A 22382-nucleotide genomic window follows, 5' to 3' on the forward strand; every position below is an offset into this window, starting at 1 on the left:
ACGCCGCTGCCCAGGGGGATGTCGGTGCCGGCGCCGAGGCGGGTGAGGAGCGCTGCCATGCCTGCCTGGAGGACCATGAACACGGTGCTGCCCGACTGCTGCGCCAACTCCACCATGCGCCGATGGAGTTCACCGTCCAGGTCGAGGTCGAGGCGGGCGCCCTCGTAGGTGGGCACGGCGGGCCGGGGGCGGTCGGTGGGGAAGGTGACCTCGGAGGGGAGATCCCGCAGAGTCTCCTGCCAGTAGGAGACCTGCCGTGCGTAGGCGCTCTCGGGGTCCGACGCTTCGCCCAGCCGCTCGCGCTGCCACAGGGCGTAGTCCGCGTACTGCACGGTGAGTTCGGACCACTTGGGGGAGCGGCCCTCGGTGCGCGCGGCGTACGACTCCATGACGTCCCTGGCCAGCGGGGCCATCGACCAGCCGTCGGCCGCGATGTGATGGAGCAACAGCAGCAGTGTGCTCTCGTCGGGACCCGTGTGGAACAGCTGGGCCCTGAGGGGGATTTCGGTCGACAGGTCGAAGCCGTGGCGTGCCGCGTCACGCAGCACCCGGGGCAGTTCGGGGCCAGGGATCCGCTGCTGCTCCCAGTGGAACTCTGCCTTCGCCGCGTCCAGTACGAGCTGGTGCGGCTCACCTTCGACCTCCGGGAAGACCGTGCGCAGCGATTCGTGCCGGGCGACCACGTCGCACAGAGCGGCGTGCAAGGCGGCGGTGTCGACAGTGCCCGACATGCGCAGTGCCAGCGGCACGTTGTACGTGGCGGAGCGGCCCTCCAGCTTGTGCAGGAACCACAGCCGCCGCTGCGCGAAGGAGAGCGGCACCCTGGCCGGACGGGGCACCGGCACCAGCGTGTTGTGGGCCGTGTCCTCCTCCCCACCGTCCGCGCCGCCGCCGAGAAGCATGGCGAGGGCGGCCGCGGTGGGTGCCTCGAAGATCTCCTTGATCTGCAGCGTGACGCCGAACTCGCTGCGGATCCGGACGAGCAGCCGGATCGCCGACAGCGAGTGTCCGCCGAGCTCGAAGAGGTCGTCGTGCGGACCGACCTCCGGCACGTTCAGGACCTCGGCGATCAGACCGCGCAGCACCTGCTCGTACGTGCGGTTCGACTGCTCACCCTCTCCAGGAGCGCTGGGGGAGGGGTTCGACGGAGACGCCTTGGTGTCCAACTTCTTGCTCACTCTCCTGAAAGTGCCGGTTCCGAAAGTGCCGGTTCCGATGCTCGGCGGCTGATGGTGCTCTCGAAGGAACGGGTCAATCCAGGGCGTCCTGGATCGCGACGCGCAGCTTCTCGGCGATGATCGGCCCGATTTCATCGAGCGGTTCGGGGTTGAGCATGTGTGTGTGCTTGCAGTCGATTTCCCGGAAATCGACGGTGCCCTTGACGTACGGAGTCCACTCGTCGGGTTCGAGCCGGCGGTTCAGTTCGTCATCGATCGCGGCGAACACCAGCGCGGACGCGGCAACGGGACGGTGTGTCACGTCCAGCCCGAGGCGGAGGTTGTTGATCGTCACGTGCATCATGGCCCGGGCCTCGGACTCCCTGATGCCGGCCAGCGCCGTGTTCTCCGTGCTGAGCAGCCGAGCCGTCGTCTCGTCGGTGAGCCGAGCGGCCTCCTCGTCGCTCAGCTCGATGTCGAAGATGCCGAGCATGGCGCGGTACACATCGGTCACCCGGGCCTTGCTGCGGGCGTTCTCCACTTCCTGCCTGGTGACGTCGGGCGTCGGATTGCAGTCGAGCAGGGTGAGAAGCCCGACTCGCTCACCGCGCCGCTCCAGGATTTCCGCCATCTTGTGCGCGACGACGCCGCCGAAGGAATAACCGAGGAGGTGGTAGGGCCCTTCGGGCCGGATTTCCGTGATGCGGGCCACGTAGTCCTCCGCCATCTCCTCGACGGAATCCGCCAGTGGTTCGTCACCCGAGAGCCCACGTGCCTGCACGGCGTAGACGGGTGTGTCCTGGTCGATGTGGCGGAGCAGTCCGGAGTATGTCCAGCCGAGGCCACTGCCGGGGTGGACGCAGAAGACCGGCGCGCGGTCTCCCTGGGCCCTGAGCGGCAGGACGACCGCCAGCGCGCTCCCGGCGGAGTCGCCTGCCACGCGCCGCGCGAGACCGGCCACCGTGGGGTTCTCGAGTATGGCCCTGACCGGGAGTTCGACACCCAGCACGGCACGCACCCTGACCAGCAGCTTGACCGCCGAGAGGGAGTGGCCGCCCAGCTCGAAGAAGTTGTCGTCCACGGAGATCCGTGGCGCGTTCAGGAGCTCTTGGAAAAGGGCGCAGAGTTGTTCCTCGACCGGATTCCGCGGCCCCTGGCCGAAGCCCTCGGCCGTCGCGGCGCGGGGCACCGGCAGCGCCTGCCGGTCCAACTCCCCGTGAACGGTGAGCGGAAGGCGGTCCAGCGGGATCACGGCTGCGGGTACATGGTTCTCCGAGAGCCGCTCGGCCACGTACGACCGCAGCTCTTCCGGAGTGGGCCTGTGCTCAGAGCTCTGGTCGGTTTCCGCATTCGTGCGCTTGGTCACCACGTATGCGGTGAGGACCTCGTCTTCCGTGGCGTCCTCCCGTACGAGCGCGACGGCCTGCGACACCGCGGGGTGCGAGGTCAGTGCGTCCGCGGTGTCCCGCGGTGTGCGGCGCGGCCCGCGTGCGACAGAGCAGTCCCTGGCATGCGCGACGAACTCCAGCTCCAGGCCGCGCTCGCCCGCACGATGGCGCACCAACTCTCCTGTGGCATACGTCGATTCGTCGCCGTGGTGCGGATCGCACGTCACATGGAGTTCGCCCACCACTCCGGGCGCCGTGGGGTGCGATGCCGTGTCGAGCACGTATGCCCTGGTCCCGGCTACCGGACGGCCGAGTACGGGTGCCTCGGTGTCCTTGAGGCGGGCGGCGAGCGCCGCTCCGCCGTGGCCGTCGGGGCGATGGATCGCGTACGTCTCGACCTCCTGCCGCTCCGTCAGCCGCCGCCACAGCGCCGTGTCGACCGGGTCCCCGGACAGCACAACCGTGGTCGGCCGGTGCTCACCCGCCGACAACAAGCCGACGGACAGCAGCTCTTGGGCGCGGAGCGGGGTGGTGCCCAGCAGGTCGACACCCGCCGACCGGACGGCCCGCACGGTCTCCTCGGGGCTCTGCTGTTCCTTGGTGCCGAGCACCTGCAGTTCGTGACCGGCGACCAGAGCCGACAGCGCGTCCCAGGAGTGGGCGGTGGAGAGCGGCAGGGTCGTGGCCGCCCGCAGACGCCGACCGGCTCCTCCCGTGGCCCGCTCGCAGATGGTGTGCCGGTGCTCCGCGATCAGCGCGGCCAGCACGGTGTGCGGGACGGGCCGGGCGGAGGGCTCCGCGAAGGCCTGCGCCGGGTGGGTGGGCAGGAGAGGCTGCGAACGCTCCTCGTCGGTCACGTCACCGTGGACCGCGTCTGTCCCGGCAGGCTGCGTGTCGTGAGGCAGCAACGACCGGCTCGCTCCGTCCCCGGTCGGCCCGTAGAGGCCGGCCTCCGTGACGACCAGGAGCGCGGCGGCCGACTCGGCGGTCTCCGGGCACCCCTCCTGTCCCGATGCGACGTCGAGTGCCAGGTAGGCGGCGCCGGTCTTGAGCACCGCGAGCAGGCCGACGACGGCCCGCGCGGACGGCGGCACCGCGAGAGCGACCACCTGGCCCGGTGCGGCTCCGTGGCCGATCAGACGACGGGCCAGTCCGTTGGCCTGCGCGTTCAGCTGCGCGAACGTGAGCGATGCGTCGCCTGCGACCACGGCTGTCTCATCGGGCGTCGCCGCGGCCTGCTCCTCGAACATCTGGACGACGGTTGCGGCCCCGCCGGGGCCGTGGTCCGTCGAGAGCCCGGTCTGTGCCGCGTACGTCTCCAGGGCCCGGTGTTCCTCGACAGTGAGCACATCCAGCCCACTGACTTTCCGCGATGGGTCGACCATGGCCGCGGTCAGCAGCGCGACCAGGCGATCGGCGACGGCCAGTACCGTCGAGTGGTCGAACAGCTCGGTGGCGTAGCGCAGGGAGCACTCGACCCCATCGGGTGTTCCGTCCTCCGCGAGACGTTCGTTGAAGGAGAACTCCAGGTCGAACTTGGCCGTGTCCGCCTCGAGGGGGATCCACTCGGCATCGAGGTCCCCCGAGCCCTGAACCGCGCTCTCACCCCTGACACCGAAGCTCACAAGCACCTGGAACAGCGGGTGCCGTGCAACGGACCGGTTCGGATTGATGATCTCGACGAGTCGCTCGAACGGAAGGCCCTGATGCTCGTACGCGGAAACGTTCGACTCCCGCACCCGCTGGACCAGTTCGTCGAAAGTGGGGTCTCCGGAGAGATCGGTCCGCAGCACCAGCATGTTGACGAAGAACCCGATCAGGTCCTCCAGCGCCTCGTCGACCCGGCCCGCCGTGTCCGTCCCGAGGACGATGTCGTCACCGGCCCCCAACTTGGACAGCAGCACCGCAACGGCGGTCTGGAGCACCATGGCCGGGCTCGCATCGGAGCGCGCCGCCAAGGAGACGATGGCGCGGTGCAGTTCCGCGGGCAGCTCGCGCCGGACGGTCGCGCCTGCGTAACTCGGCTCCGCCGGGCGGGGCCGGTCGACCGGCAGGGGCAGTTCCTCCGGCGCCCCCGCCAGCACCTTGCGCCAGTGGGCGATCTGCTGCCCGGCCGTGCTGTCGGGGTCCTCCTCGTCGCCGAGGAAGTCCCGCTGCCAGAGCGTGTAGTCGGCGTACTGCACCGGCAGGTCGGCCCACTGGGGTGACCCGCCTCCGCGCCGGGCGTCGTACGCCGTGGAGAGGTCACGGAGGAATCGCAGCAGCGACCAGCCGTCGCTCGCGATGTGGTGCATGAGCACCATGAGGACGCGCGAGGACACGGCACCGTCCTCGTCCTCACCGCTGACCTGCCACAGCTCGGCCCGGACCGGGATCTCGCAGGACAGGTCGAACGCGTACCGCGCGGCGCTCGCCAGCCGCTGCGGCAGCTCCGATCCGGTGGTGCGGCGAACCCGCCAGCCGAAGTCGGCCCCGGTGATGTGCCGCACCTCCTGTCGGGGCTCCCCGTCGCTCTCGGGGAAGAGCGTGCGCAGAGCCTCGTGACGAGTGATCACGTCGGTGAGCGCCGCCCGCAGGGCCTCTTCGTCGACGGGGCCCGTGAGGCGCACCGCGAGCGGGACGTTGTACGTGGCCGAACGGCCCTCCAGCTTGTGCAGGAACCACAGGCGCCGCTGGGCGAAGGACAGCGGAACCTCATCGGGCCGCGGGCGAGGCGCCAGCGTCGGACGTACCGCGCCGTCCGCGTTGAACCGGGCGGCGAGACCGGCGACGGTCGGGGCCTCGAACAGCGTTCCGAGCGGCACCTCGACACCCAGCGCTCTGCGCACCCGCACCAGCAGGCGCATGGCCGAGAGGGACTGGCCTCCCAGGGCGAAGAAGCTGTCGTCGATGCTCACCCGCTCCACCCCGAGGACCTCGGCGAAGAGACCGCACAGCGTCTCCTCCTCCGGTGTCCGGGGCCCGCGCGCCGCATCGGAGTCCTCGTGGCCGGGGGCCGGGAGCGCCGCGTGGTCCAGCCTGCCGGCCGGGGTCAGGGGCAGGCTGTCAAGGGTCACGAACGCTGCCGGTACGAGATGCTCCGGCATCCGTCGCCGCAGGCGCTCCCGCAGGTCGGAGAGGTTCGGGCCGATGCCTTGGCGGGCGGGTACGACGTGCGCGACCAACTGCGCCGCGCCGCCGTCCTCCCGCACCTGGACGGCAGCGGCGGCGATGTCGTCCTCCGCTTCGAGGGCGGCCTCGATTCCGCGCAGGTCCATACGGACGCCGCCCACGGTGACGGGCCTGTCCGCCCTGCGGACGAACTCGATGCCGCCTCCGGCCCGCCACTTCACCAGGTCACCTGTGCGGAACATCCGACTGCCGGCACCGTCGTACGGGTTCGCGACGAACCGTGCGGCGGTGAGCCCGGGCAGGCCGAGGTAGCCGCGGCCCAGCAGTGGGCCCGCCACATACAGTTCGCCCACGACACCGTCCGGCACCGGCCGCAGCCGGGAGTCGAGCACGTACACCCGGGCGTCGCCGAGCGGCGTCCCGAGCGTCGGCCGGTCCGTGGCGGCGAGGGCGGTGGCCCCGGGCCGGGCCGGGGCACCGACGGCCACCCAACCCGTGGTCTCCGTCGTTCCGTAGAGACCGACCGCATCGCTCTGCGAGGCGTGCGGGGTCTCGCCGCCGATCAGCAGGCGCAGGCCGGAGAGGGGCGCGAGGTCGTGCCCGAGGTGGTGCGTGGACATCAGCGAGCGATGGACGGAGGGCGTCGTCGGGAAGACCGTCGCGCCGCTGTCCGTGATGAGGCGGCTCAGGGCCGCCGCGTCATGCAGGGCCCCGGCCGGGGCGACGATCACGCTGGCGCCCGAGAGGAGTGCGGCGAAGAGCTCCAGTGCCGCTGTGCCGTGACCGGTCGCCGTGGCGGTCAGGACGCGGTCGTCCTTGCCCACCGGCACGCGTTCGTGCAGCGAGTCGAGCGCTCCGGTCGCGTTCGCGTGGGAGAGCACGACGTGCGTTCGGCTCTTCGATGTGCGCGCGATGTATGCCGCGCTGTGGGGGCGCACCGGTGTGACCCGCTCGGCGTCGCCGAGGTCGTGCGGCGCGTGGGCCGTCAGTTCCGCCTCGGTGTCGGCTGCGCCGAGGCACACGATGACAGGCGGCAACTCGGGGAAGCCGCCGCGGATGTCCGCCGTGGTGATCAGGGCGGCCGGCACGGGGATGCCGAAGCCTTCCAGCGTGCCGGGACGGTCGTCGTCGGCATCGATGCACAGGAAGGCCGCACCTGCCTTGAGGACGGCGAGCATGGCGACGGCCAGGTCCACCGACCGGGGGAGTGCCAGCGCCACGACGTCCTCGCCGCCGATCCCTCGGCCTGCGAGCAGGCGGGCCAGCCGGTTGGCGCGCTCGTTGAGGGCGGTGTAGTCGACCGTCTCGGCTCCGGCGTGCACGGCCTCGGCGGCGGGCGTCAGTGCCGCCTGCAGCTCGAAGCGCTCGTGGAGCGTGCGTGCCGGCGCCGGGGCCGCGGAGGCGTTCGCAGCGTCCAGCGCCCGTACCCGTTCGTCCGCGGAGAGCAGTTCGGCCTCCGAGATCCGCGCGGTCGGGTCGAGTGCCACGGCGCGCAGCAGCCGTTCGTACCGGAGGGCGATCCGCTCCACCGTGGCGGCGTCGAACAGTTCCGTGGCGTACTCCAGGGCGCCGGCGATTCCGGCGGGCCCGCCCTCGTCCGACTCGACCTCGACCAGATGCAAAGAGAGGTCGAACTTCGCGCTGTGGTGGTCGAGGGGGTAGTCGGCGACTTCTTGGTCGTGGAGGTGAAGCGTCGGCATGTCCGTGTTCTGCAGCGCGAACATCACCTGGAACAGGGCGTTGCCGGACCGCGTACGCACCGGGTTCAGCGCCTCGACCAGATACTCGAACGGCAGGTCCTGGTTGGCGTACGCCGCGAGCGAGCGCTCCCTGACGTCTGCGAGGAGCTCGTCGAACCGGGGGTCGCCCGAGGTGTCGGTCCGCAGCACCAGGGTGTTGACGAAGAATCCGACCAGGTCGTTGAGAGCCTCGTCGGTGCGGCCCGCGATGGGCACGCCGACAGGGATGTCGTCCCCGGCACCGAGCCGGCTGAGCAGGGCGGCAAAGCCTGCCTGGAGCACCATGAACATGGTCGAGCGGGAGTCGGCCGCAAGGCCGCGCAGCGCGGCGTGCAGGTCGGCGTCCAGGGCGAAGGAGACGGTGTCGCCCCGGTAGCTCGAAACGGTCGGCCGGGGCCGGTCCGTGGGTAGTTCGATCTGGAAGGGAATACCGTCGAGAGCGTCCTTCCAGTACGCCAACTGCTGCGACATCAAGCTGTCCGGATCGTCGGTGCCACCGAGAAGCTCGTGCTGCCAGAGCGAGTAGTCCGCGTACTGCACCGGCAGCGGCTGCCAGGTGGGGGCCGTTCCCGCGAGCCGTGCCTCGTAGGCCGTCTTGAGGTCTTTCATCAGAGGAGCCCGTGAGGCGCCGTCGCTGGCGGTGTGGTGCATCACGATCACCAGGACGGGCCCTTCGGGTGCGCCGTCCGCGGACTCCGTGTCAGGTACGAACAGCGATGCCCGAACAGGCGGAGTGCTGTGGAGGGAGAACGGGCGGCCGATCTCCTCCTGCACCGCCTGGTGCAGACGGTCCGGCGCCACTTGCTCGACCCGCAGGTCGAGCGGGGCGTCGGCCGCCGCAAGCACTACCTGGTGCGGCTCGCCGCCCACTTCGGGGAAGACGGTGCGCAGCGGTTCGTGCCGCTCCACCAGATCCCGCAGTGCCGTTCGCAGCGCGTCCTCGTCCAGCGACGGCGACATCCGCAGGGCAAAGGGCCAGTTGTAGGCGGCCGTTGGGCCTTCGAGGCGGTCCAGGACCCACAGCCGACGCTGTCCGAAGGAGAGCGGCACCATATCGGGACGGGCCATGGGCGCCAAGGGCGTGCGGGCGGTGCCGCCCAGCTCCAGGTGGGCCGCGAGCCCGGCCACGGTCGGGGTGTCGAACACCACGCCGATGGGGATCTCCACGCCCAGCTCCGTGCGGATGAGACTGACAAGGCGGGTCGCCAGGAGCGAGTGCCCTCCGAGGTCGAAGAAGCTGTCGTCGATGCTCACCCGGTCCAGATGCAGGACGTCGGCGAACAGAGCGCAGAGCGTCTCCTCCTGCGGCGTGCGCGGCGCGCGCCCACCTGCCGTGCCGAAGTCCGGGGCGGGCAGCGCCCGTCGGTCCACCTTGCCGTTGGGCGTCAGCGGCACGGCGTCGATCGCCACCACAGCCGCCGGGACCATGTGCTCGGGCAGGCGGCCGGCGAGGTACGCGCGCAGTGCGGCGTTGTCGACGGTGCCCTGTTCCGCGGCTCCGTGCGCGTCCGCGGCCACCACGTAGCCGATCAGCTGGGCATTCGCTTCGGTCTCCCGGGCCACGACGACGGCCTGGTCCACCGCGGGGTGCGTCAGCAGGGCCGCGGCGATCTCGTCGGGCTCGACGCGGAACCCTCGTATCTTGACCTGCTCGTCGCTGCGCCCGACGTACTCCAGCTGGCCGTCGGGGCGCCAGCGGGCCAGGTCGCCCGTCCGGTACATGCGCGCGCCGGGCTCGAAAGGGTTCGCCACGAAGCGCTCGGCCGTGAGGCCCGCACGGCCCAGATAGCCCCGTGCCAGCTGCCCGCCGGACATGTAGAGCTCGCCGACTGCGCCGGTGGGCACCAGGTTCAGGTGGGCGTCGAGGACGTAGGCCCGCATGTTCCAGAAGGGACGGCCGATCGGGACCGGCCCGGACGGCACCTTGTCCCGGGGGCCGATGCGGAACTCCGTGCAGTTGACGGTGGTTTCGGTCGGTCCGTAGGCATTGACGATCGTGACCCGCTTGTGGTCCTTGCGCCACTGGGCGATGGCTTCGCCGGTCAACGCCTCGCCGCCCAGGATCAGCATCTCGCCGGGCGACCACGCCTTCGGCAGCTCCGCCAGCATCGGCAGGTGCGAGGGAGTCGCCTTCAGCAGGGCCACGGGGACGTCGGCGTTGTTCGACGGGGCGTCCTGCAGCGTGGACAGGTAGACGCGCCCACCCACGGTCAGTGTGGTGTACAGGCCGGTGACCGTGAGGTCGAACGCCATGGACGTCGGCACCAAGGTGGCGCCACGAGCCGCGGGGTAGTGGTGGGTGGACCAGTTGAGGTAGTTGACGACGGACCGGTGCTCCACCACGACGCCCTTGGGAGTGCCCGTGGAGCCCGAGGTGTAGATGACGTACGCCGAATGCTGTGGCTCGATGTCGCGCTCGGGGTCGGTGTCCGGGAACGAGGACACGTCGCGGCGCATCGTCTCCTCGTCAAGGACGACGACCGGTGCCGAGTCGGCGAGGACGAACGCGCGGCGCTCGGCCGGGTAGTCCGGGTCCACGGGTACGTAGGCACCACCGGACTTGAGCACCGCGAGGGCGGCCACCACCATGTCGGCCGACCGCGGCAACACCACCGCCACCAGATCCTCGGGCCCCACGCCCTGAGCCATCAGCCAGTGGGCCCAGCGGTTGGCGCGGGCGTTCAACTCGCCGTACGCAAGGACGTCTTCGCCGCATACCAGGGCCACGGCGTCGGGCGCTCGCCGCACCTGGATCTCGAAGAGCTCGGCCAGCGTCGCCTCGGGCACCTCGACGGCCGTGTCGTTCCACACGGTCAGCATCTGCCCGCGCTCGGCGTCGCCCAGCAGGTCCACCTGCCCGATGCGCAGTGAGGGCTCCGCGGCGACCTGTTCCAGCAGCCGCACCCACCGCGCCAGCAGCCCCTCGACCGTCGAACGGTCGAACAGGTCCGTCGCGTAGCGCATCGCGCCGGAGATGCCGGCGGGCCGACCCGCCTCGTCGTGCTGCTCCATCAGGTGCGCGGCGAGATCGAACTTGGCCGTCTCGGTGTCCGCCTGTTCCGCGCCCACCCGCAGGCCGGGGACGTCGAACTCCGAGGCGAGATCGGGCTGGAGGACGAGCATGATCTGGAAGAAAGGGTGCTGAGAGGCGGAGCGCGGCGGATTGAGGAGCTCCACCAGGTGATCGAACGGCACGTCCTGGTGCGCGTAGGCGGCCAGGTTCGTGCTGCGCACGCGTTCGAGGAGCTCCTCGAAGCAGGGGTCGTCGGAGGTGTCGGTGCGCAGGACGAGCGTATTGGCGAAGAAGCCCACGAGGTCGTCCAGCGCATCGTCGAGCCGACCCGCGATGGAGGAGCCCAGGGCTACGTCGGTGCCCGCGCCGAGCCGGGTCAGCAGGGCGGACAGCCCTGCCTGCAGCACCATGAAGAGGGTGGTGTTCGTCCGCCGCGCCAGTGCCACGAGCCGCTGGTGCAGCTCCGCGTTCCACTCCAGACGCACGGAGTCCCCCAGGTGCGAGGGGGTGGCGGGACGCGGCCGGTCCACGGGAAGGCTGAGCTGCTCCGGAAGACCGGCCAACTGCTCGCGCCAGTAACCGACCTGGCTGTTGTAGATGCTGTCCGGGTCGTGCTCGTCGCCGAGCAGTTCGCGCTGCCAGAGCGTGTAGTCGGCGTACTGGACCGGCAGCGGGGCCCACGAGGGGGCCTCGCCCTGTGCACGGGCGGTGTACGCGGTGAGGACGTCGCGCACGAGTGGGCTGACCGACCAGCCGTCGCCGCCTATGTGGTGGAGCAGCAACAGAAGGACGCCGTCGTCGGGCCCGACGTCGAAGTAGCAGGCCCGCACGGGGACTTCGGCTGCCAGCTCGAACCCGTACCGGGCGGCCTCCGCCAAGGCCGCGGGCAGCTCCGCCTCCGCCACGGAGCGACGTTCCCAGGCGAGCTCTGCGTCCTCCGCGTCCATGACGAGCTGGAACGGCTCGTCGTCGAACTCGGGGAACACCGTGCGCAGCGACTCGTGCCGGTCAAGCACGTCGAGCAGCGCCGCGCGCAGCGCCTCGATGTCCACAGGACCGGTCATCCTGAGCGCCACCGGCATGTTGTAGGTCGCCGTCCGGCCATGGAGCTTGTGCAGGAACCACAGACGGCGCTGCGCGAACGACAGCGGCACGATGCCCGGCCGTTCGGCGGGGGCCAAGGGCGCACGGCGCCTTCCGCCGTCGCCCAGGCGCTCGGCCAGCAGGCGCACCGTCGGCGCTTCGAAGACGGCCTTGATCGGAAGTTCCGTGCCGAGCACCGTGCGGATGCCGCTGACCAGGCGGGTGGCGAGGAGTGAGTGTCCGCCGAGGTCGAAGAAGCTGTCGTCGGCTCCGACCCGATCCACCCCCAGTACGTCGGCGAAGAGTCCGCCGAGCAGTTCCTGTTGCTCGGTGCGCGGGGCGTCGCCGTCGGCGTCCGTGGCGTACTCGGGCATGGGCAGGGCCCTCCGGTTCAGCTTTCCGTTTTCGGTGAGCGGCAGTCGGTCCAGCACGACCACGGCCGACGGCACCATGTACTCGGGGAGTTGTTCGGTCAGGCGGGCCAGCAGGTCAGCCGGCGCGATCGGGTCCGGTTCTCCGGACCCGTGTTCGTCTGTGTCTTTGCCCCTTTTGTCTTTGTCTCTGTGCTCGGGTCCGACGACGTACGCCGTCAGTCGCTGACGGCCCGAAGGGTCCTCGTGGAGGACGACGACGGCCTGGCGCACTCCGGGGAGTGCGGTGAGCCGGGCCTCGATCTCTCCCGGCTCGACGCGGAAGCCGCGCACCTTCACCTGGCCGTCGGCGCGCCCGAGGTACTCCAGCGCGCCGGAACCGTCCGGCTGCCACCGGACGACGTCCCCGGTGCGGTACATCCGGGCTCCGGCCGGGCCGAAGGGGTCTGCCACGAAGCGCTCACTCGTCGAACCCGGCCGTCCGAGATAGCCCCGGGCGACTCCCGAACCGCCGACGTACAGTTCGCCCGCGACACCGGCAGGCACGGGGCGCAGCCATGCGTCCAGGACGTACGCGCGGGCACCGTCCAGCGGCTTTCCGATCGGCACCTGGTCCGGCACCGGGTCGGCGGCCGTCATGCGGTGGCAGGAGACGAAGACGGTGGTCTCGGTCGGGCCGTAGCCGTCGATCACCGTTGTCGCCGGGCACGCCACAAGCAGCCGCCGCACGCTCGCGGACGGCACCACGTCGCCGCCTGTGTACACCTCCCGCACCGTTGCGAAGAGGCTCGGACGCTCGTCCACCACCAGTCGGAACAGCCCGGCCGTCAGCCACAGCCCAGTGACGCGGTGCGCCAGGACGGTCCGCTCCAGGTCCGCGACGCTCAGTTCACCGGGGGGCGCCACCACGACGGTGCCGCCCTTCAGGAGCGGCGCCCACACCTCGCGGGTCGACGCGTCGAAGGCGTGCGGGGAGTGCATCAGGAAGCGCATGTCCTCGTCGGCCGCGAAGCCGCTGTCGAGGGCCAGTGATGCCACGTTGCGGTGGGTGACGGCCACGCCCTTGGGGATGCCCGCCGAACCGGAGGTGAACATCACGTACGCCAGACCGTCCACCGAAGCGGGACCCCGGACAAGGCCGTCCGTGGGCCGGTCCTCGTGGTTCTCCTCCTCGCGCACGGCCAGTTCCCGCACGCCCGGGAGACTCTCCGTGCCGCTCGTGCCGTGGTCGACCAGCAGCAGTTGCGTCCCGGTGTCCCGCAGCACCGCGTCGCGCCGCTCGGTGGGCCAGCGCCCGTCGAGCGGCACATAGGCAGCTCCGGCCGCCGTCACCGCGAGCAACGCGGTGACCAGGTCGGCCGAGCGCTCCATGGACAGCGCGACCCGGCTCTCCGGGCCGACTCCGTGGGCCGCGAGCCGTCCGGCCAGCTGTTCAGCCCTCTCTGCCAACTCTCCGTATGTCAGCGACAGTTCACCGTCCACGACGGCCGTGCGCTCGGGAGTGCGTGCCACCTGGGCCGCGAACAGCTCGGGGAGCGTCGCTGTCACCGGCTCCCCGGGGACGGTCGGGGCGTTCCACTCGACGAGCACACGCTCGCGCTCGTCTTCGGAGAGAAGGTCGATCTCGCCCAACCTGGTCCGGGGTTCGGCGACCACGACATGCAGCAGTCTGCGCAGCGCCACCGTGAACTGCTCCACCGTCCGGTGGTCGAAGAGGTCGGTGCGGTACTGGAGCAGGCAGGCGAAACCCGAAGGCACACCTTCGTCCGTGCGCCGTTCGGCCAGGATCAGTTCCAGGTCCGTCTTGGCCGCTTGGAGGCCGGTCGCGTGCTGTGCGACCTGCAGGCCGGGCAGTTGGGCCCCGTCGGCGCGCGCGTGGTTCTGGAAGGCGATGATCACTTGGAACAGGGGGTGGTGGGCGGTGGAGCGCTGCGGGTTCAGCAGCTCGACCAGGTGCTCGAACGGCACGTCCTGGTGGGCGTAGGCCGCCGAAGCGGTCTCCCTGACCCGGCCGAGCAGCTCCTCGAACCGGGGGTTGCCGGAGGTGTCGGTACGCAGGACCAGTGTGTTGACGAAGAATCCCACGAGGTCGTCGAGCGCGTCGTCCATGCGGCCTGCGACCGGTGTACCCAGGGGGATGTCGGTGCCCGAGCCCAGCCGGGTCAGCAGCGCGGCGAGGGCTGCCTGCATCACCATGAAGACGGTGGTGTCGGACTGCCGGGCGAGCTCCACCACACGGCGGTGCAGTTCGGCGTCCAATTCGAAGTGCACGGAGGCGCCTTCGTGGGAGGCGACGGCGGGCCTGGGGCGGGCCGATGGTAGGGGTATCTGCTCGGGGAGCCCGTTCAACGCCTCCCGCCAGTAGGCGATCTGCCTGCCGTAGAGGCTGCCCGGGTCGCTCTCCGAGCCCAGCATGTCGCGCTGCCACAGGGTGTAGTCCGCGTACTGCACGGGCAGTTCGAGCCAGTTCGGGGCACCGCGGTCCACACGAGCCGTGTAGGCGGTCGCCAGGTCCCGCGTCAGGAGGTCCATCGACCAGCCGTCGGCCGCGATGTGATGCAACAACAGCAGCAGAACGCTGTCCTGCGGGCCCACCTGGAAGAGGCAGGCACGCAGCGGGACTTCGGACGCCAGGTCGAACTCGTGGCATGCCGCCTCCGCCAGCGCGTCCTGGAGCTCCGACCGGGAGAGCGCGCGACTTTCCAGGACGAGCAGAGCATCCTCGGCGTCCAGCACCGATTGGCACGGCTCTCCGTCGCTCTGCGGGAAGACGGTGCGCAGCGACTCGTGGCGGGCCAGCACGTCGAGCAAGGCCGCACGCAGCGCCTCTTCGTCCACCACGCCCGTGAGGCCGAGCGCCATCGGCACGTTGTACGCCGCGCCGCCTTCCAGCTGCTGCAGGAACCACAGGCGGCGCTGGGCGAAGGAGAGCGGCATCACGTCCGGGCGTGTCACGCGCACCAGTGCGGGCCGCGCCGCGCCCTCGTCCGTGAGGCGCGCCGCCAGAGCGGCGACGGTCGGAGCCTCGAACACGGCGGCGATCGGGAGCTCCGCTCCCAGCTCCGTGCGGATGCGGCTGATGAGGCGGGTGGCGAGGAGTGAATGTCCGCCGAGGTCGAAGAAGCTGTCGTCGACACCGACGCCTTCGACGCCCAACACCTCGGAGAAGAGGCCGCACAGCCGCTCCTCGCGCGGACTGCGCGGGGGGCGGGAAGCGGCGACGGAGGCATACGCGGGGGCGGGCAGCGCCTTCTGATCCAGCTTCCCGTTCGAGGTCAGAGGCAGCCGGTCCAGCGGAACCACGGCGGACGGCACCATGTACTCGGGGAGGCGCTCCGTCAGGAATCCGCGCAATGCCGCAGGATCCAGCGACGGCCCTGCCGGGACGACATAGGCGACCAGGCGCGTGTCCCCCGGGCGGTCGCGGCGAACCACCACCACGCTCTGGGCGACATCGGGTCGGGACGCCAAGGCAGCCCGTATCTCGCCGAGTTCGAGGCGGAACCCTCGGATCTTGACCTGATCGTCGGAGCGGCCCGTGTACTCCAGGACTCCGTCGGCGTTCCATCTGGCGATGTCGCCCGTGCGGTACATCCGCGAACCCGCCGGGCCGAAGGGGTCGGCCACGAACCGCTCCGACGTCAGACCGGGCCGCCCCAGATAGCCGCGGGCCAGACCCGGTCCGGCCACATACATCTCACCGGGCACACCCGGAGGCAGCAGGTTCAGGAAGTCGTCGAGAACGTGCACCCGAAGGTCGGGAAGCGCGCGGCCGATGAGGCAGGCCGTCTGGTCGGACACCGTCTCGGCATCGAGCGTCAACTCGGTGACGTGCACCGTCGTTTCGGTGATGCCGTACATGTTGACCAGCGTCGGAGCCTCGCAGGTACGCCGCGCGTACCAGCTGCCGAGCTGCCCGAGGTCCAGGGCTTCGCCGCCGAGGACCACGTACCGCAGCGTGTGCCACGGGCCGTTCCCCGGCTCCTCCTCGTCCGCCCGCATCAGCTCGTAGAACGCGGACGGAGTCTGGCTGAGCACGGTGACCCGTTCATCGGTCACGAGCCGCAGGAAGTCGGCCGACGAGCGGGTCACGTCCCGCGGGACCACGACGAGGCGTCCGCCGTGCAGCAGAGGGCCCCACACTTCCCACACCGAGAAGTCGAAGGCGTAGGAATGGAACGCCGTCCATACGTCGTCAGGCCCGAAAGACAGCCGCTGCGCGGCCGAGGTGAGGAGTCGGGTGACGTTCCGGTGAGAGACGAGCACGCCCTTGGGTTCCCCTGTGGAACCCGAGGTGTGGATGACGTACGCGGGGCTGTCCGCGAGCCGTGCGGTGGGCCGCTCGGTGGCGCTGATGCCGGACGCGGGCAAGGCGCCGATTTCTCGTGCTGTCTCCGGCGCGTCCAGCAGCACCCGTTCCACCGATGATTGCGGGAGGCGGTCCGTGACGGTGCCGACGGTCAGCAGCAGGAACGGCGCGCAGTCCGCGAGCATGTACGCGATGCGATCCATCGGCTGCTCGGGGTCGATCGGGACGTACGCGGCCCCCGACTTGACCACGGCAAGGAGCGCCACGATCTGCTCCGCCGAGCGCGGTATCGCGAGGGCGACGAACTTCTCGGGACCCGCTCCTTGCGCGATCAAGTGCCGTGCGAGCCGATTGGAGCGCTCGTCGAGTTCGGCGTACGAGAGTGTGGACCCCTCGAAGGTGAGGGCGGGGGCGTCGGGTGTGCGTGCCGCCTGCGCCGCGAACAGGTCGGGGAGCGTGGTGGCGGAGGGCACGGGCGCGGCGGGTGCGTCGACGTTCCAGTCGGTGAGCAGCGTGTGTCGCTCCCCCGGCAGGAGGAGGTCGATTCCACTGAGGGCGGTGTCCGCGGAGGCGACGACGGAGGCCAGCAGCCGTGCGAGCCGGGAGCAGAGCTTCTCGGCGGTGGCGGCGTCGAAGAGGTCGGTGCTGTACTGCAGCACGCCTTCGACACCCGCCGGGGTGCCGTCGGGTGACCGGCGTTCCGCGAGCGCGAACTCCAGATCCACCTTGGCGGAGGACAGCCCCGCCTCTTCCTCGGCCACGGTCAGGCCAGGCAGTTCGATGGTGGTCCGCGTCTGGTTCTGGAAACCCAGGATCACCTGGAAGAGGGGGTGGTGAGCGGTGGAGCGCCGCGGGTTCAGCAGCTCGACCAGGTGCTCGAACGGCACCTCCTGATGCGCGTAGGCCGCCACCGTCGTGTCGCGTACGCGACCGAGCAGTTCCTCGAAGGTGGGGTCGCCGGAGGTGTCCGAGCGCAGCACGAGCGTGTTGACGAAGAACCCGACCAGGTCGTCGAGCGCGTCGTCGGTCCGGCCCGCCACCGGCGAGCCCACCGGGATGTCCGTGCCGGCGCCCAGCCGCGTCAGGAGTGCGGCCAGACCCGCCTGCAGGACCATGAACAGCGTCGTGTCCGTCCGGCGTGCCAACTCCACCAGGCCCTGGTGCAGTTCGGCGCCCCACTCGATGTGCACGGTGCCTCCCGCGTGGGAGGCGACCGCGGGGCGGGCGCGGTCGGCGGGCAGGGAGATCTGTTCGGGCAGACCGCCCAGCGCCTGGCGCCAGTAGTTCACCTGGCGTCCGTACAGGCCGTCCGCGTCGGCGTGGTCGCCGAGAATGCCGTGCTGCCACAGGGCGAAGTCGGCGTACTGGACGGGCAGTGGGGACCACTGCGGCGCGGCACCCTGCGTACGGGCCGTGTACGCCGTGACGACGTCACGGGCCAGCGGGCCCATGGACCAGCCGTCGGCGGCGATGTGGTGCAGCAGGAGCAACAGCACGCTCTCGCCGGCGCCGACGCGGAAGAGCCAGGCCCGCACGGGCGCCTCGCGGGACAGGTCGAAGACGTGTCCCGCCGCCTCGTCCAGGACCTGCGGGAGCTGTGATTCCGCAACCTGCCGCTGCTCCCACGCCAGGCGGACATCCGCCTCGTCCAGGACCAGCTGGTGGGGTTCGCCCCCGGTCTCGGGGAAGACCGTGCGCAGTGACTCATGGCGGGCCATGACATCGGTCAGCGCGGTGCGCAGCGCATCCGCGTCCAGTTCGCCGCTGAGCCGGAGCGCCAGCGGCATGTTGTACGCCGCCGAATGGCTCCGGAGCTTGTGCAGGAACCACAGACGGCGCTGCGCGAACGACAACGGCACCAGGTCCGGGCGCACGGCGGGGGTCAGCGGGGCGCGGCTGTCCGCGCCGAATCCCAGCCGCTCCGCCAGGAGGGCGACGGTGGGGCTGTCGAAGACGTCCCGGATCGAAAGCTCCGTACCGAGGACGGTCCGGATACGGCTGACGAGCCGTGTGGCGAGAAGGGAGTGTCCTCCGAGGTCGAAGAAGCTGTCGTCGACACCGACTGTCTCCACGCCGAGCACCTGGGCGAAGATGCCGCGCAACGCCTCTTCCTGCGGGGTGCGCGGGGCACGACCGTCCGCGGACGCCGCGTAGTCCGGCATCGGCAGCGCTCCGCGGTCCAGCTTGCCGTTGACCGTCAGGGGCAGTCGGCCGAGCACCATCACCGCGGACGGCACCATGTGCTCGGGCAGGCGCTCGGCCAGGCGCCGACGTGCCGACTCCATGAGCGCGCCGATGCCGCGTGCGAGGGCCGGGTTGTTCGTCCGAGGAGCACGCGTGGCGCTCGGCACGTATACGCCCGTCAGCGGGGCATGGCGGCTGTCCGGAGGGAGGACCACGGCGTCGAACAGGTCGGGGGAGTGGGACGACCAGGTGGTCACCACCTTCAGGCCGTGCTCGGCTCCCAGGGCGATCAGGTCCTCGGGGTCCGAGCCGGTCTCCGGCGCTCCCGCCTCGAGTCCGTCGAGTCGTTGCTCCAGGGCGATCTCGGCCACCAGGCGCGCGTTGGGGATTCCCGTGACGCGCAGGGGGAGTTGCGCGGTGTCGAAGAGGTCGGTCAGGTCGGTGGACGGGGTCCAGGCGGTCTGGGGCGCGCCTGCCACGTCCACGGCCGTCGAGGGCGCTGTGTGGAGAACGACCTCGTAGCGGTGGCGGGTGAGTTCGTTGTGGTAGGTGCCGCGCTTGAGCTGGATGTCGACGGCCGTGATGCGTTCGTCGTCCCGCGCGACGTGATCGAAGAACTCCGGGGCGACGACCAGCTCCTTCTCGAGCATGACCGCGCGGTCCACCGCCGCGCGGGCTGTCGGCCCCTGTCCCTGGTGGACCGAGGCGTGCAGGGCGCGCAGTGTTCCGGCGTGGCGCACGTCGCCGATCACGATGCGGCCGCCGGGGGCCAGGGAACCCAGGGCCTGGTCGATCACACGGGAGAGATAGGCGCTGTCGGGGAAGTACTGGATGACCGAGTTGATCAGCACCGTGTCGAAGTGCCCGACCGGCAGCCCCTGGAAGGAATCGGCCGCCTGGCAGCGCAGCCGGACACGGTCGGAGAGACCGGCCCGCTCCACTTCGTCGCGCAGCCGGTCGATGACGGCGGTGGACAGGTCGGTGCCCCAGTACTCCGTCACCTGAGGTGCGAGGTGAGCCATGAGCAGTCCCGAGCCGAGACCGATCTCCAAGATGCGTTCCGCGCCCAGGCCCTTGACCTGCTGGACCGCCGCGTCGCGCCAGGCCCGCATCTCGCTCGGGGCGATCGGATCGCCGGAGTACGAGCTGTCCCAACCGGAGAAGTCCTCACCGAACGCGAAGCCAGCAGCCCCGGACGTCGATGCCGGCTTCGGCTCCGAGTAGACGGAGTCATAGATCTCCTGCCACTCCGCCACCTGGGAATCCCCGCCGACCTGCGGCTCATCCGCGGCGATGGTCTCCAGGTCGGGCACCAGATAGGCGACGAGGCGTTGGTCGCCGGGTGCGTCTTCGCGCAGCACCACGGCTGCCTGCCGCACCCCCGGATCCTCTGCGAGGAGTGCTTCCACCTCGCCGGGCTCGACCCGGAAGCCGCGCAGTTTGACCTGCTCGTCGGCGCGCCCCACGAACTCCAGTTGGCCGTCGCCGCGCCAGCGCACCAGGTCGCCGGTGCGGTACATGCGCTCACCCGCCGCGAACGGACAGGCGACAAAGCGCTCGGCGGTCAGGGCGGCACGGCCCGCATAGCCGCGTGCCAGACCGGCTCCCGCCACATACAGCTCACCCACCACACCCACCGGGACCGGCTCAAGCGCCGGGTCCAGCACGAACACTTCGGTGTTCGTCACCGCACGCCCGATCGGGACGACGCCCTGCGCGGTGCCCTCGCCCATGGACACGCAGACGGTCGACTCCGTCGGCCCGTAGGCGTTCACGACCCGACGGCCCGGCACCGACCATCGCGCCACCAACTCGGGCGGCACGGCCTCGCCCGCCAGGACGAGGCACTCCAGCGCGGGCAGCCCCGACTCACGGCCGCGCGCGATCCCGCCCAGCACCGAAGCGGGGAGCGTCACATGGGTGACGGCCTCGTCGGCCAGCACCGAGGCCAGCGCATCACCTGCCAGGCGCCCCGCACCCGGCACGACCAACAGGGCACCGGAGGAGAAGGCCATCACCAGCTCCCACACCGACGCGTCGAAACTCGGCGACGCGAACTGCAGCACGCGGCTGGTCTCGCTCACCCCAAGTCGCCGCGCCTGCACGTGAGCCAGGCTCGCGATGCCGCGGTGGGACACAAGAACACCCTTGGGTGTGCCGGTGGAGCCGGACGTGTAGATCACATACGCCAGACGGTCCTTCGGGGCGTCGATTCGGGGGTCCGTACTGGGAAAGCCGGACATGTCGCGGGCCATGGCGTCCTCGTCCAGGACGACACGGGGCGCCGCGTCGGAAAGGATGAACGCCCGTCGCTGTGCCGGATAGTCGGGGTCCACCGGAACATGGGCGGCACCCGCTTTGAGAACCGCGAGCACGGCGACCACCATCTCCAGCGACCGCGGCAGCATCACCGCCACCCGGTCCTCGGGGCCCACTCCCTGCGCGATCAGCCCATGCGCCAGCCGGTTGGCCCGGGTGTTCAGCTCCGCGTACGAGAGCCGGTCGCCGCCGACGACCGCAACCGCCGGCGCGTCGGGCGACGACCGCACGTGCTCCTCGAACAGCTCGGCCAGGTCTGCCCGCGGGACGTCGACGGCGGCATGGTTCCACTCCGTCGTCAATCGATCACGCTCGGCGTCGTCGAGCAGTTCCAACTGCCCCACGCGCACTGAGGGGTTGGCTGCGGCCTGCTCCAGCAGCCGGGTCCAGCGGCGCACGAAACCCTCGACCGAAGCACGGTCGAACAGGTCCGTGGCGTACTCCACGACGACCTCGATCCCGGCCGGGCCCGTAGCCGGGTCGTGGGATTCGACGAGCGACAGCAACAGGTCGAAGCGGGACGTTCCGGCGCTCACCACGTCCGCGTCCACCTGCACGCCGGGAAGGTCGAAACGTCCGCTCGGGGCGTTCTGGAGGACCATGGCGACCTGGAAGAGGGGGTGATGCGCGGTCGAACGCCTCGGGTTGAGGCGCTCCACCAGATACTCGAACGGCACGTCCTGGTGCTCGTAGGCATCCAGGCATGCCCGGCGTACGCGCTCCAGAAGTTCCCGGACGGTGGGATCGCCCGAAGTGTCCGTACGCAGCACGAAGGTGTTCACGAAGAACCCGACCAAGTCGTCGAGCGCCGCATCGGTCCGGCCCGCCACACCGCTGCCGAGCGTGATGTCCTGCCCGGAGCCCAGCCTCGTCAGCAGTGCGGCCATGGCCGTCTGCAACACCATGAACACCGTGCTGTCGCTGTCGGACGCGAGGGCCACCAGCCGCTGGTGCAGCCCCGCGTCCAACTGTGAGGTCAGTCGGCTGCCGCTGTACGACGCGACGGCGGGGCGCGGCCGGTCGGTGGGGAAGGACACCACTTCGGGCGTGCCCGCCAGCTGCTGCTGCCAGTACGCGACCTGCCGGGAGAGGGGGGAGTCCGGGTCGGACTCGGCACCGAGCAATTCACGCTGCCACAGCGTGTAGTCCACGTACTGCACCGGAAGTTCGGGCCACTGCGGTGCCGAATGCGTGGTGCGTGCCGCGTACGCGACGACCAGGTCTCGCGAGAGGGGGCCCATGGACCAGCCGTCGCCGGCGATGTGGTGGATCAGCAACAGCAGCGTGTGCTCGTCCTCGCCCTGCTCGAACAGCCAAGCACGGAGGGGCACTTCGGAGGAGAGGTCGAATGCGTGGCGAGCAGCCTCTTGGAGAGCGAGGGGCAGCTCTTCGCGGGAGGTGTGCCGGTGCTCCCACCGCACGTCGACATCGGCCGGGTCGAGGACCAACTGGTGTGGTTCGCCATCCGCTTCGGGAAACACCGTTCGCAGCGACTCATGCCGGCCGATCACGTCATGCAGGGCCAGGCGCAGTGCATTCGTGTCGACTTTCCCCGTCAACCGCAGGGCCAGGGGCATGTTGTAAGTGGCCGAAGGGCCTTCAAGCTTGCGCAGAAACCATAGCCGACGCTGCGCGAAAGACAACGGGATCATGAACTCATTCCTTCTTCGTGCCCCGCACACAACGGGCTGAGTCGCTGATCGGCAGG

The 22382-nt window shown here is 70.5% G+C and carries 2 protein-coding genes; both read right to left on the reverse strand.

Annotation, left to right across the window (positions count from 1 at the left end; all coding sequences use genetic code 11):
* A partial coding sequence (locus tag AB0B50_RS19260; RefSeq protein WP_362332842.1) for a condensation domain-containing protein occupies positions 1-1178 on the reverse strand: 1178 nt, incomplete at its 3' end.
* A 73-nt stretch (positions 1179-1251) separates the two neighbouring features.
* Positions 1252-22326 (reverse strand): non-ribosomal peptide synthase/polyketide synthase, encoded by a 21075-nt coding sequence (locus tag AB0B50_RS19265; protein WP_362332845.1) that lies wholly within the window; start codon positions 22324-22326, stop codon positions 1252-1254.
* Between the last annotated feature and the right edge of the window lie 56 nt (positions 22327-22382).

The sequence above is a fragment of the Streptomyces sp. NPDC041068 genome (assembly GCF_040647455.1).
Lineage (GTDB): Bacteria > Actinomycetota > Actinomycetes > Streptomycetales > Streptomycetaceae > Streptomyces.

Bases quoted from the DNA above. Each gene is read 5' to 3' on its own strand.
- AB0B50_RS19265 (WP_362332845.1), bottom strand. From the start codon at position 22,326: ATGATCCCGTTGTCTTTCGCGCAGCGTCGGCTATGGTTTCTGCGCAAG.